Annotated in this window: 11 protein-coding genes and 1 pseudogene; 8 read left to right on the top strand and 4 right to left on the bottom strand. The window is 36.7% G+C overall.

Annotated elements, in window-relative coordinates:
• Positions 1-6: 6 nt before the first annotated feature.
• The 3 genes and pseudogenes from O2S85_RS16360 to O2S85_RS16350 all read right to left on the bottom strand — a co-directional run.
• Positions 7-873: pseudogene (locus tag O2S85_RS16360) on the bottom strand (DUF819 family protein); the annotation flags it as partial.
• A gap of 99 nt (positions 874-972) precedes the next feature.
• Positions 973-1935: a helix-turn-helix domain-containing protein gene (locus O2S85_RS16355; protein WP_269410363.1), complete on the bottom strand. Its 963-nt coding sequence runs from the start codon at positions 1933-1935 to the stop codon at positions 973-975.
• A gap of 77 nt (positions 1936-2012) precedes the next feature.
• On the bottom strand, positions 2013-2696 hold the full coding sequence (locus tag O2S85_RS16350; protein ID WP_269410362.1) for a M15 family metallopeptidase: 684 nt from the start codon (positions 2694-2696) through the stop codon (positions 2013-2015).
• 543 nt (positions 2697-3239) lie between these two features.
• On the opposite strand from O2S85_RS16350, the gene O2S85_RS16345 reads away from it, so the two are divergent.
• The 6 genes from O2S85_RS16345 to O2S85_RS16320 all read left to right on the top strand — a co-directional run bounded on the left by O2S85_RS16345 (position 3240) and on the right by O2S85_RS16320 (position 10527).
• Positions 3240-4331: an alcohol dehydrogenase catalytic domain-containing protein gene (locus O2S85_RS16345; RefSeq protein WP_269410361.1), complete on the top strand. Its 1092-nt coding sequence runs from the start codon at positions 3240-3242 to the stop codon at positions 4329-4331.
• 83 nt (positions 4332-4414) lie between these two features.
• Complete coding sequence (locus O2S85_RS16340) at positions 4415-5464, top strand: ABC transporter substrate-binding protein (RefSeq protein ID WP_269410360.1); 1050 nt, start codon at positions 4415-4417, stop codon at positions 5462-5464.
• Between the two features lie 145 nt (positions 5465-5609).
• Complete coding sequence (locus O2S85_RS16335) at positions 5610-7283, top strand: ABC transporter permease (protein WP_269410359.1); 1674 nt, start codon at positions 5610-5612, stop codon at positions 7281-7283.
• The gene (locus O2S85_RS16330; RefSeq protein WP_269410358.1) at positions 7284-8399 is read left to right on the top strand and encodes an ABC transporter ATP-binding protein; all 1116 of its coding nucleotides are present in this window, start codon (positions 7284-7286) and stop codon (positions 8397-8399) included.
• Between the two features lie 46 nt (positions 8400-8445).
• Complete coding sequence (locus tag O2S85_RS16325; protein ID WP_269410357.1) at positions 8446-9207, top strand: DeoR/GlpR family DNA-binding transcription regulator; 762 nt, start codon at positions 8446-8448, stop codon at positions 9205-9207.
• Between the two features lie 234 nt (positions 9208-9441).
• Entirely contained in the window at positions 9442-10527 is a 1086-nt protein-coding gene (locus tag O2S85_RS16320) for a glycerophosphodiester phosphodiesterase (protein WP_269410356.1), read from the top strand.
• Positions 10528-10716: 189 nt separating this feature from the next.
• Here the strand turns inward: O2S85_RS16320 and O2S85_RS16315 are convergent, their stop codons facing one another.
• Positions 10717-11403: a GntR family transcriptional regulator gene (locus O2S85_RS16315; RefSeq protein WP_269410355.1), complete on the bottom strand. Its 687-nt coding sequence runs from the start codon at positions 11401-11403 to the stop codon at positions 10717-10719.
• A gap of 211 nt (positions 11404-11614) precedes the next feature.
• On the opposite strand from O2S85_RS16315, the gene O2S85_RS16310 reads away from it, so the two are divergent.
• Together O2S85_RS16310 and O2S85_RS16305 are read left to right on the top strand one after the other, a co-directional pair.
• Positions 11615-12406 (top strand): ABC transporter substrate-binding protein, encoded by a 792-nt coding sequence (locus O2S85_RS16310; protein WP_269410354.1) that lies wholly within the window; start codon positions 11615-11617, stop codon positions 12404-12406.
• A 37-nt stretch (positions 12407-12443) separates the two neighbouring features.
• Complete coding sequence (locus O2S85_RS16305) at positions 12444-13595, top strand: saccharopine dehydrogenase family protein (RefSeq protein WP_269410353.1); 1152 nt, start codon at positions 12444-12446, stop codon at positions 13593-13595.
• The last annotated feature ends 45 nt before the right edge of the window (positions 13596-13640 follow it).

The raw sequence follows: 13640 nt of genomic DNA, 5'->3' as shown, positions 1-13640 counted from the left end.
GCTTACGCCGTTAATACTTTCGAAAAAGCGGGAAAAAACGGTGACAACAAGCATGGTAATGGTTGTTAACATTAAGTAATTATCTCCTAATAATCCATTTAAAGCATTCAGCAGGAAATTTACATTTTCACCTGAAGGGATAATACGATCTAACCATCCCGCTAGTTTAAAGGATATGGCCACAATTACAAAAGCAGTACCCACTGCAAGAGCAATATCTTTTAATGACATGTCCTTTCTTCCCCAATAGGAAGAAGCCAAATTCTCGTCACTTTTTACGCCGCTTTCAACTTCATTAATATATGGTGTTTTGTATCGTTTTCTAAAAAAATTAAGAGTTGGTATTAAGATTAATACTAGGAAATAGATGGCCATTAACATGTTATCAGCCACTGTTGTAGCAGATACAGTTTCCCCCGGCGCCTCAAATTTAGCTGACATTGCCGCGAAATTCACACCGCCTCCAATGTATGAACCAGTCATCATTGCTCCAATTTTATCAAGGTCGGGAATAACATCTTTCAATAAAAAGAAGCCTGTGATGGTCCCTGCTACGGTGCCAATAGAACCTAACAGAAACATAATTAATAATCTTCCACTTTCATTCCATATTTTTAAAATATTTGACCTGAATAATAACAGTGGAATGGATAATGGGACAACATAAGACCACACTGAATCGTAAACTGGTGAATCAGTTGGAATAATATTAAAGTTGGCTAAAAGCATTGCCCCTATTAGTGCAATAATTGCTCCAGAAATTTTTGATGCCCAAGTATATTTCTGTTCGAGATAGATACTAACAGCTGCCCAACCCGCCAGGAAGCCCCAAAGTACCCAGGTGTCATCAGGTTGGATAATTGAATATACCATATAAAGTCCCCCTTAAATGTCTTTAAAACTTTAAATCCACCCATTGGTATGACTTAAATTCGAATTAATAATAGATATCATTTTTTTCTGCCATATCTTCTATATTTTCTTGTTTAATAGGATTGAATAAATTTGACGAGGTCGCCCCCTGTTAATTGGTTGTTCTTCACCTGTTACTGCAGCTAGTCCTACCTGTTCGAGTCTAATCAAAATTCTTCTGGCACTTCTTGGAGTAATCCCAAAACCGTCGGCCAATTCAGCGGCTGTAAATGTCATCTTTCCATGAATTTCACAAAAGGAAAGTAGTCTATTAATCACGGAACCGCTCATATTTGCCCGCTTTGCAATATTCAATACTTTTTGATTGTCAACACGGATGGAATAGCTTAACTGAACTTCATTTCCAATGGGTCCGTGTACAGCTCCATCATTATCTACTAAAAAACAACTTGGCTTATTTATTGAAGCTTTTCCTAGAGCTTCCTTGGCATGAATTTCTGCTTCATTTGCTGTCCGTCCAATTCCAATGCCTAGACTTGCCTTGATTTGTGTTTTATTAAATAGTTCTTTTAGTAACTTTAATTCTTTTGAATTACCATTTTTGAATTGTAGTGCTCCGCGGGTTGTAATAAATCTAACTTCTTTTCGATCAGGCCATTTAATAATTGACTGTGACTTTTCACCATAATCAACCAAGATATTCTGTAATGCTAGGATTCTGCGTTGTAATTGATATTCTGAAAGATGCTCACCTTCATACATATGACTCAAATTGATGATCCCGATAGCGATTTGTGAATCAAGATACCGTAAACTTTTTCCTTCTAGTAGTACTCGCTGTAAACCGTCTCTAACAGAAGATCGTGTTGGAATAATCCTTGATACCGGGACATCTAATGGGAGTATATCAATATGTTGTTCATGTTTCTTGACGATTTTTACTACTTCATTTTCACTGTTATAAGTAACATAGTTAATAATTATTTCTGGGTATTCCTTCCCTACATCGTAAATCAGATCTTTTATATCATTTGGACCTACTGCAAGTACTTTAATTGGCAAAGCGTTTCGTACACCTCCAATATAAAATGCGGGAATGTATGCAATAATAGTTTAAATTCAAATTAAAATGAGGACTTTTAATTGAAAGGTTCTAAGTGCTTTTTATAGTCTAAAATTCTGTTATAATAAGCGATACTGCCAGTTGAGAAAGCCCAGTTCTGATTACCGTAATCATAATGCCACCATTCATTCTTAAAGTTGGTAAATCCTGCATTTTCCATTATCCCTTTTAAAAGTCTACGATTATTTCTAAATATGGTTTCTTGATCACTTAAATCAGCTTTTTTCTCATAAAAGTCAGTATGTGCTTTTTCTGTGAATTCATCAAAGCTTGTTCCAAAGTCCAGAATTCTTTGCTTTGTTGCAATTACTAAATCGATAGCTCCGCCAGTTAAATGATTGGATGGCTTTGACGGATCCTTGGATGGTTTGTCCACATATTGGGATAATTCTTTATCAAGTCGGTTTCCCTTATATCCTTTTAATTGTAACTTTTTCTTTAATCTTTGATACAGTTCTAATTGGACTTCATAGGGTCTCCATGCATCAAGGACGACAAAAAAATGATGACTTGGCAACCGTTCTGAAGCTTGTATCAATCGATCAGCAGCACGGCTTCTTAAATAGCATTCATTGATAGAACCCGGAATGTTAGCATGAAAATAATGTGGTTTTACTACAATTTTCTCGGATAGTTGCGATAGAGCGACAAGTTTATCGCCATTCTCTCTTATTGGTATAGATTCCTTATAGTTAAACATAATTAGTACCCCCCTTTCATGATGTCGAAAAAGTTATTGTTATTTTTAAATAAATAAAACATGGTAAGATAATATCCCAATGGATTGCACAACGTAAACTTTTATCTAAATTTAAGGGATTTAGGTCTTTTATTCCTCTAAAGAAACCGTTTTCAGATAACTCGATTTTATATTACAACGAATACTTAATTAGTGTCAATGACCGTTAATGGCCCCTAATTATAGACAGTTCCTTATGGGTGAATTCATTCTGAGTGTTGTCACGGAGCAACCGTCAAGGATGAAAGTCCAATGGAGTTAAAGTATCTTTTTAAACAAAAGAGAAGTTAGGCTTTTGATGTTCCATATATTTTATAAACAATTGGTGGGTCTAATTTATGCCAAAAGTGAATCACTTGAATGGAAATATTAAAAACATCATTAGGACATTTTGATTTTTTGTACTTAACATTTATATTTGAATAATTTAAGTATTGACAAAAATAATCATCGCAACTAAAATGAACATAAATAAACACAAATGAGCACTAATGGAGTGATGATATGGAAAATAAAGGTATAGTGAATTCAAGAGCTTATCAATTGATCGAGCCTGAAAAATTTGAAGAAGTTATACTTCAACATGCAGTTAACAATGATCAAGTTGTGGTACAACCAAGTTTAGCAAGTATATGTCATGCAGACATGCGCTATTACACCGGCCAACGTAGAAAAGAAGCTTTACAAAGAAAACTTCCTATGGCTCTGTTTCATGAAGGAATTGGTCATGTGGTAAAGTCAAAGGATGGATCTTTGGCTAAAGGCCAACGCGTCGTTATGGTTCCGAATATCCCGGCAAGACGTTTGAAAGATAATACAATAGATGATAATCCCTCCTCTAATAGACGCGTTGTGAAGGACAATTATTTGCCAGACAGCGTTTTTTTAGGGAGTGGTTATGATGGGATTGGACAGCAGTATTTGGTACTTCCAACAGAAAATGTGATACCAATACCTGATCATGTTCCCGATGAAATTGCTGTCTTGGCTGAACTGACATCCGTATCCTTACATGCCGCAAGCCATGTAAGCGGTTACTTATGTTGTGGCAAGGTAGCTGTTTTTGGAGATGGTCCAGTCGGTTATTTGACGGCAGCAACATTACATCATGTTTTTGATATACCAAAAGAAAATCTATTAGTCTTTGGCGCTATCAGGGAAAGGTTGGCGCATTTTGATTTTGCGATAACACATCTTGTGCACGATTTTAACTTTAGGGAGGAGGAGGATGTTGTAGCAGTCATGGAATGTACGGGGGGCGCATTTAGCAAAAATGCTATTAACCAAGCCATTGATTTAATCGAACCACAAGGAAAGATTACCTTAATGGGTGTATCCGAAGAACATGTTCCGCTTAATACAAGAGATGTTTTGGAGAAAGGGTTGACGATTTGCGGTAGTTCCAGAAGTACAGATGAGGAATTTAAAACTCTCATGAATGCTTTTCAAAGTCAAGCGTATCAGCGTACATTGGCGAAGCTTTTGCCGGATCAAAATGAACGAATCAGAAATGTGAAAGATTTACAAAGGGCGATGAATAAAGCTACGAAAAACAAGGACTGGGGAAAGATTTTCTTGTCATTTGAGTGGGATTGATTTACATGAAAGGGCATTTTTAATTTTGAAGGTAGGCTGTGAAATTAAAAAATTCATTACGAATAACAAGGGAGGAAATGAAGTTGAAAAAAGTATTTGCGCTTATTCCCATCATTTGTGTGTTAGTTTTAACCGCTTGCGGGAGCGATGATACATCCAATGGAGATAAAGGTACATTAACGATGTACACTCCTATGCCTGAAGAAAATGCAGAAGCATATGTAAAAAAATTTGAAGAAGATACTGGGATTAAAGTGAATTATACCCGTCTTAGTACAGGAGAAATTCTGGCCAAACTTAAAAGTGAAAAAGGCCGTAGTGATGCAAGTATATGGTTTGCTGGACCATCTGATAGTTTCATTGAAGCAGATGAGGAGGGGTTGTTGGAAAAATATGACCCTGAGAACCTGGAAAATCTCGACAAAATTGATGAAAATGCAATGGTGGAGGATGCTAGTTGGCTCCCGATTTATCAGGGACCCATAGCCTTTGCATCCAATGAAAATTGGCTGGAAGAAAATAATGTCGAGGCCCCAACGAGCTGGGAAGATCTATTGAAACCTGAGTTTAAAAACAATATCATGCTAGCCCACCCCGGGGCATCAGGAACTGGATACCAGTTTATATCAACGCTTGTTCAAGTGATGGGGGAAGATGAGGCGTTTGATTATTTAAAAGCGTTTAATAAAAATGTGAAGCAATGGACGAAAGGCGGATCAGCAAACGCACAATTTATTGGGCAAGGTGAAGTTGGCACTGGGCTTGCTTTTGCTCAGGATTTGTTGCCGCTTAAAGAAGAAGGCTATCCTATAAAAATCACTTACCCAGAGGATGGAGTATCCGTGGCTGTTGAAGGAGCAGCTAAAATAAAGGGCGGACCGGAAAAAGAAAAGGAAAATGCAAAAGAATTTATGCATTGGATAAACAGTGAGGAAGGACAAAATGTGTATGCGGATACTGGTTATTATCATCTTCCCGTCATACCGGACGCTAAAATACCAGAAGGAGCTCCGTATTTGAGTAAATTCAATGTAGCTGATACAGACAATGTTTGGGCCAGTGAACATCGTGATGAACTTGTTGATAAATTTGAACGAGAGGTTCAATCAGAAGATGAGGCTAGTGACAAATAACTAATTTCCCCGAATTGGGCTTCATCTAAACCGCCCTAATATGGTGAAGCCTTTATATTCGAAAAGAATTCCTGCAAAAAAGAATCGCTTGAAATAATTGAATGATTCTCGAATAATAACTTTCTGATATGGAGGATTTATTACATTGGCTTATTCAAATGTTGTTGGGAAGACGTTAAAAAATAAGTTGAAAGCAATAGCAAAGAATCCATATTTATTTGGGTTAATCATGTTGGTGTTACTATCGCTTCTTTTATTTTCAGTTTATCCTATCTATAGTATTTTCAAAACAATTTTTGTCGGTGAGAATGGATTGGATTTTAAAGCGGTACAAAAACTTTTTGATAAGCCTCGTATCTATCAAACTATATGGAATAGTCTAAAGCTTGGGGTTGCATCGGCAGTAATTAGTACTTTGATAGGGTTTATTTTTGCTTATTCGGTAGCAAGAACCCGCATGTTTGGCAGGAAATTTTTTAATTTTATTGCTGTATTTCCTGTTGTTTCTCCCCCTTTTGTACTAGCATTGGCTATGATTTTACTCTTTGGGAGCTCTGGACTAATTTCTAGAGAAGTATTTGGAATGCAAAGCACCGATGTTTATGGTTTCAAAAGCTTGTTAATTATTCAAGCTATGTCCTTTTCTCCTATTGCGTATCTTAATTTAAAAGGCGTACTTGAATCAATGGATGCTTCATTGGAGGATTCTGCTTTCAATCTAGGAGCTTCTAGGTGGAAGGTATTTTATACGATCACTTTACCATTAGCGATACCTGGGATTTTTAGTTCGTTACTTTTAACGTTTATTAAATCGCTTGAGGATTTCGGGAACCCTATGATTATTGGTGGGGACTTCTCAACTTTAGCAACAGAGGCATATATGACAATTACGGGCAGAAGCGATTTAAGGACAGGTTCATTATTAGCTGTTTCCATGCTACTTCCCGTTTTAACTGCCTATTTGGTTCAACGGTTTTGGGTCAATAAAAAGTCATATACTACCGTAACAGGAAAAGCCTCCCAAGGATCAGCAATCATTAAAGAAAAAAAGGTAGTTGTACCATTATTTATCATCTGTATGTTAATAACAGGAACCATTGTTTTATTTTATGGGACAATTATTATGGGTGCTTTTGTCAGGCTATGGGGTATAGATTACTCCTTATCGCTGGATCATTTTAAATACGTTTTTGATACGGGCTTAGGCACTGTTAAGGATACATTAATTATTGCTATTATTGCCACTCCGATAATGGTTTTGCTAGGCATGGTGATTTCGTTTTTAACTGTAAGAGTCAATTTTCCAGGAAAAAAATTAATAGAAATAGGTTCGATATTGCTCTTTGCCGTTCCTGGTACAGTTGTTGGTATCGGCTATCTTCTAACATTTAATAGCCCTCCATTAGCTATTACAGGAACTGCAGCCATTATCATTTTGGTGCTTGTGTTTCGATATATGTCCCTTGGCATTGAAGCGGGATCGAACGTCTTAAGACAAATTGATCCATCGCTGGAAGAGGCATCCAAATCACTGAATGCTAACGGGTTCACGACGTTTAGGAAAATAACCTTTCCGCTCATGCGATCTGCACTATTCTCAAGTGCCATATATGCCTTTACCCGAGCAATGACGTCCATAAGTGCTGTCATATTTTTGGTTTCTGCAAGTTGGAATCTGATGACAGTGGCAATTTTGTCAGCGGTTGACTTTGGTAAGCTAGGGGTTGCTGCGGCTTATTGTGTTATCTTGTTCGTCATTATTTTCCTTGCCTTTTCTGCCTTGAATTTATTGTTAAAACAAAATGAAAGGTCGATGTAAATGAGTTCAAAACACTTGGAATCTAATTCTGTAAAGATGAGGATCGAAAACCTAGTGAAGATATTTCCATCTCGTAATAAGAAAAAAGATTTTAATGCTGTTGATCATATTTCTTTAAATTTTAAGTACGGGGAATTAACAACGTTATTGGGGCCTTCCGGATGTGGTAAAACAACAACATTACGTATGTTGGCAGGCTTTGAGTTTCCGACAAGCGGCAAAGTGATTGTTGATGGGGAGGATATTACAACTCAACCTTCAAATAAACGTGATGTTGGTATGGTGTTTCAAAACTATGCGTTATTTCCTCACTTAACCGTTTTTGAAAATGTATCGTATGGACTGAAAATAAAAAAAGTAAATAAAGCCGAACTTAAAAATAAGACAGAAAACGTATTATCACTTATGAATCTAGAAGAGTTGAAAGATCGTAGTCCTTCACAACTTTCGGGAGGGCAACAACAACGTGTAGCGATCGCTAGGGCAATTATAACCGAGCCAAAAATACTATTGTTTGACGAGCCGCTCTCTAATTTAGACACGAAACTTCGTCAATATATGAGGACAGAGATTCGAAATTTGCAGCGCAGACTTGGTATCACCAGTATATATGTTACCCATGATCAGGAAGAGGCTATGGCTATTTCCGATCAAGTAGTAATTTTGAATGAGGGTAAAATTCAACAAATCGGTTCACCGCTGGATATCTATTTAAATCCTGTTAATAGCTTTGTGGCAGATTTTATTGGGGATTCGGATATTTTAAAGGCTTCAGTAACTGCTATTACTGAGGAATTCGTAAAGTTAAATCTCGAAGAAACCATTTTTAAAGTGAAAAATGGTTTTGATCATACATTTCAAAAAGATGAAGTAGTTAACTGTGTCACGAAACCCGAGTTCTGGTCAATTAATGATCAAGGAATTTTTTTGGTAGAAATTATTCAAGCTACATTTTTAGGATCTCATGTGGAATACGTAGCACAGCTGGGAAAGCAGTCATTTAAATTTTTCGATTATCATTATTATGAAAATGGACGAAAAGAAATAGGATCGAAAATACGGTTAAAATTAAGAATTGATTTGATGAAAGTTTTAGAGTACGACACGGAAAAGTAAACTTTCAACAACATTACAAGAAACGATTGAGAAAGAGATGATGTTAATGCTTCCGCTAGAAAGACAAAAAGGATTATTGGAATTCTTAAAACAAAATCATGCATCAACTGTATCGGAGCTTGCTTCACATTTTCAGGTTCATGAGGCAACCATTCGACGTGATCTCACCATGCTGGAGAAAAAAGGATTAATGAAGCGAACTTATGGCGGTGTGATGCTGGAGGAAGAAGTCCATTCCGAACCCTCTTTTCAGGAAAGAGAATCCGTTCAATATGAGGAAAAAGAAAGAATCGGCAATCGTGCAGCAGAACTTATAGAAGACGGTGATAACATTATTCTGGATTCGGGAACAACAACATTACACATTGCAAAATCAATCAAGCATAAGAAAGATTTAACAGTTGTTACAAATGATATTAACATTGCGGCAACATTACGCTTTTCCAAGTCCATTAAAGTGATCGTAACAGGCGGTGTACTTTTTCCCGAAAGCTACATGCTGAATGGAATGATTACCGATGAAACATTAAGTACAGTAAATATCCAAAAAGCATTCATCGGGACACCAGCCTTTCATTATGAAAAGGGTCTTACTCATTTCGACGAATACCTTGTCTCGGCAAAACGGGGGATGATTCGTGCATCTAAACGAATTATTGTCACAGCTGATCATACGAAAATTGGCCGAATTTCTATTCATTCCGTTGCTGATATAAATAAAATTGATGATCTGGTGATTGGTCAAGAACTTGAGGAAGCCGATCTAAAAAGATTGCAAGATACAGATGTACAAATACACCTCGCATAATCGGTTTCACATCCTCGACGTAGCAGCTATGGCTAATATATCCTCGGATCTTAACCTTGATTGGAGGTGGTACATGCCATATTCTAGGACAGAAAAAATGATGGATGGCGTTTACATGCGAGAAGACATTTGATCATGAAACTGTTTGACGCGAATCAACGAAGGTCACGTAAAATGTTCGGGATCACAAGTAGGTTATGAAACATAGGAATGATTAGAAGTGGGAGGAGTATCATGATGAAAATTAAATTTTTAATGCTTTCCATTTTGGGTATCTTTGTACTCTCTTTTACATTTGGTTATGCAGCCAATGCAGAATCAGCTGACAAGACCGATGAATGGCTGCGCAATGATAAAACAGAAATAAGTGCTCATCGCGGTGCGCATGTAGCCGTTCCAGAAAACACTGCCGAGGCAATAGAATGGGCTGGATTACTAGGATATGGTTTTGTCGAAATTGATATACAAGAAACCAAAGATGGTCAGTATGTATTAATGCATGACGAAAACATTGAGCGAACAACAACTGGTTCAGGGAAAATAGAAGATTTAACTTTAGAGGAAATTAAAAGCTATAACGTTGTAGACGCAGATGGAAATGAGACCAATTATAAAGTGCCAACACTTCAAGAAGCGTTAAAGGAAGCTCACAAATATAATGTTGGAGTCAATTTTGACGGCTCAAAAGGGGAGTGGGATAGTAAGAAATTCGTAGATGATGTCATGAATATAGCTGAGCAAAATGATATATTAAATCATTCCTTTTTTGTATTGAGCGATAAGGGTACTCGAGACCAATTTAACGCTTGGTATCCCGAAGCAACTGTAACTTTTCTTGGAAATGCATCAAAAAACTTGGATGAAGATATCAAAGAATTAAAGAAATATGATAGTGCGATTTATACAACATCTATTCACAATATTGATAAAGCGGCTGCTGAAAAAATTGATGAGGAAAATCTAAAAATACATGTGTATCAAGTAAACTCAGCGGAAACATACGCGAAAGCTAAGGAAATCGAACCACGATTAATTGAGACAGATGTGATTGTACCTGGTGGAATAGATAGATTATTGGATCTTGTGGAGCAGTTACGTAAGGAAGAGGGAATAAGAGACGATCAAGCTGCTCATGCTCTGAAGATACATCTGAATGCAATAAAGTATTTTGAAAAATCAGGAAATAATGATAAGGTCGTTAAACACTTGAATGGCTTTAAGGAATTGTTAAAACATCAGGAGCACAAAAAATGGATTACGGAAACAACTTATAACACCCTGAATGTTAATGCAAATAAACTAATTGATAAATGGACGTAAAAGTCTAATTGTGTCCTCTATGGCAAATTCTTGATTTGTCATAGAGGTTATTTTTTCGGCTAAGCGAGGTAAACTTGTCGGTTAATGATATTTGGCGGTTACTTTGATGATCATACTTATATTAGGTTTGATGGATGTTAGAATATGATTTGGTCTAGCCAACCTTAGGAAAGTCATAGGTTGGCTAGACTATTTAAATATCTCCTTTAAATCCTTATACTCTTGATGGATGTTTAAACTATCAATTGCATTATCAAAATGATTTTCAAGGCAAACTTTTAATTCTTTGCGTTTCTTTTGTTTAAGTAATTGTACAATCTCCAAGTGTTCCTTATATCCATAGGGTTCTGCAGACGGATCCTCTTCGAAAACTATATCAAAAAGGATTAAATAGATGGATGTTTGGTTAATTAGTTTTTTGACAAAATCAATTAAAAATTTGTTTCCGCATTTTTGAGTATATGACATGTGGAAATCCTGGTTAGCTTTTAAGTAGTTCGTTATGTTTTTTGCAAATAATGCCTCCTTCTCTTCTGCTATATAGCTTTCCATTTTTTTGAAATCATTTTCAACTAAAAATTCAATGGCCTGATTAGCTGCCATAATCTCTAAACGCTTACGCAAATCATACGCTTGAAGGATTTCTTCTTTTGTTGGATTTGTCACAAAGGCACCCTTATTCGGTACGATGTCTACCAATCCCTCATCAGCTAATAAATTGATTGCATTTCTAATTGGGGTGCGGCTAATATTCAACGTTCTAGAAATCTCATTCTCTATCAATTGTTTTCCGGGTGGAAGTTGTCTTGCTAAAATAGCTTCTTTCAAATGATGATAAATAAACACCTTCATGGATTGTTTTTGTTGTATTTTCATTACCTCCCCCAAAAGGTTATTATTATCAAATATGTACATTGGGCTGATTATATTCAATTTATATGGAATATTTAATTAACGGGAATAACCCTGATTTATAGAGCATATATTGTACTACAATTTGGAACTACAGCGATTAATTACGGAAAAGGGAGGATCACAATTTGGAAAGCGCTAACAATTAAAAAATACCCAAGGGAGGGTTAGCAAAATGAAGCGTTTTTACCAATCCATTGTATTGCTTTTTTTAGTATTAATGATTACGGCTTGCAGCGGAGAAAGTGGGGCTAAAACCAAGAATGCATTAGATAGAGTAGAGGATTCAGGTGAAATACGAATCGGATTTGAAGGAACATATCAGCCATTTAATTACCTGGAGGATAATAACGAATATGCCGGATTTGATGTTGATATCGCTAATGAATTGGCGAAAAGAATGGGGGTTAAAACTAAATTTGTTGCTACAAAGTGGGACAGTCTTATCGGAGGGCTTAAAGCAGATAAGTTTGACGTAATCATTGCCCAAATGACGGTTACAGAGGAAAGAAAAAAGAGTGTGGATTTTACAGATCCATATGTTGTTACAGGTTCAGTTTTAATTACGAAAGAAGATACTACCGGAATTTCCGAATTAGAAGACATCAAGGGTAAAAAGGTTGGTGTTGGTGGGGGGACAACATTTGAAGAGGTTGCCAGAAGTGTTGATGGTGCAGATGTTAATTTGTATAAGTCAATAAATGATTATATTCAGGACTTAATTAACGGAAGGCTGGATGTCATTATAAATGATCAACTACTGATGAGTTACAACATAAAAGAAGAAAAGCTTCCATTAAAAATAGTTAGTGACATTATGAACAAAGACGAGATAGCTATGGCAGTGAAAAAGGGTAACGATGACCTAGTTACGAAATTAAATCAGGAACTGTCTGAAATGAAGGAAGATGGAACATACGATGACATTTATAAAAAGTGGTTTGACTCGGAGCCATTGGTCAAATGATTTATCAGGTTTAGCTACAGAGAGGGGAGTCTGAATAATGAAACATGCAGTAGTTTTAGGTACTGGTATGATAGGTACCACAGTAGTTCGCGAACTTGCAAAATTTCCAAACATACAGAGGGTAACAGCTGTTGATGGGTCGCAAAAAAATATAGACAAATGTTTACAGGTTGCTGATAATCCAAAGGTTACCGGAAAATTAACTAATTTGCAAACGAAAGAAGATATTTATAATGTTATAAAAGATGCTGATATTGCCGTTGCATGCCTGCCACATTCCTTAAGTGTAACTGCAGTAAATGCTGCAATAGCTGCTAAATGTAATCTAGTTGACCTAGTTGGCTCACAATTTGAAGAAAAAATGAAATTGGATCATCAAGCAAAAGAAGTCGGGGTTATTATCGTACCAGGATGTGGAGTTGCTCCAGGGATAACAAACTTCCTAGCTGCAAGGGGAATCGAAATGCTTGATGAAGCAGATGATGCTGTAATGGTTTGCGGTGGCGTACCTAGGCACCCGTTACCACCTTTATGGTACCAGGTTATTTTTCGATTGGAGAGCGTGATGGGGCTTTATACGAGACCGGCGCTTGCTGCAGAGAATGGAAAGCTTGTAAATCTTCCTCCATTATCGGGGTTGGAGACAATGAGTTTTCCAGAACCTATCGGAGAGTGTGAAGCGGTCGTAACGGATGCACATAGTGCTGCTTATACATTAAAGGATAAGGTCAAACATCTATATGAGAAAACAGTTCGGTATTCAGGTCATTGGCGTAAAATGGCTGTGCTCGCGGAACTTGGCTTCCTTGACCAGGAGCCCATAGAGGTTAATGGAGATCTAGTAAGTCCTGCAAAGTTAACAGAAAAGATTTTAGAGCCAAAACTTCATGGTCAATCTAATGAGGATATTACGGTGTTACGCGTAACAACAAAAGGAAGGAAAGATGGTGTGAGCAAGACATATACTTGGGAAATGATTGATTTTTATGATCACGATCGTAATATCACCTCCATGGCAAAAACCACTGCCATCCCCGCTATGTTAGTAGCTAACTGGATAGCAAACGATCGAATCAAGGAAAAGGGCATTGTACCGGTTGAAAAAATTATGATTGGTGAGCGGTTTGATCCGTTTTTAAGTGAATTAAATGAATATGGAATTGATATCAAATTTCAAGAGGGGCATTAGTACAAATTCGTTTAAGTAAATCTTACAGGCAATATATTATGGAGG

Origin of the sequence: Lentibacillus daqui (genome assembly GCF_027186265.1) — a bacterium.
GTDB lineage: Bacteria > Bacillota > Bacilli > Bacillales > Amphibacillaceae > Lentibacillus_C > Lentibacillus_C daqui.
Note: the sequence above shows the minus strand (reverse complement) of the source record. Positions and strands in the feature narration are given on the sequence as shown.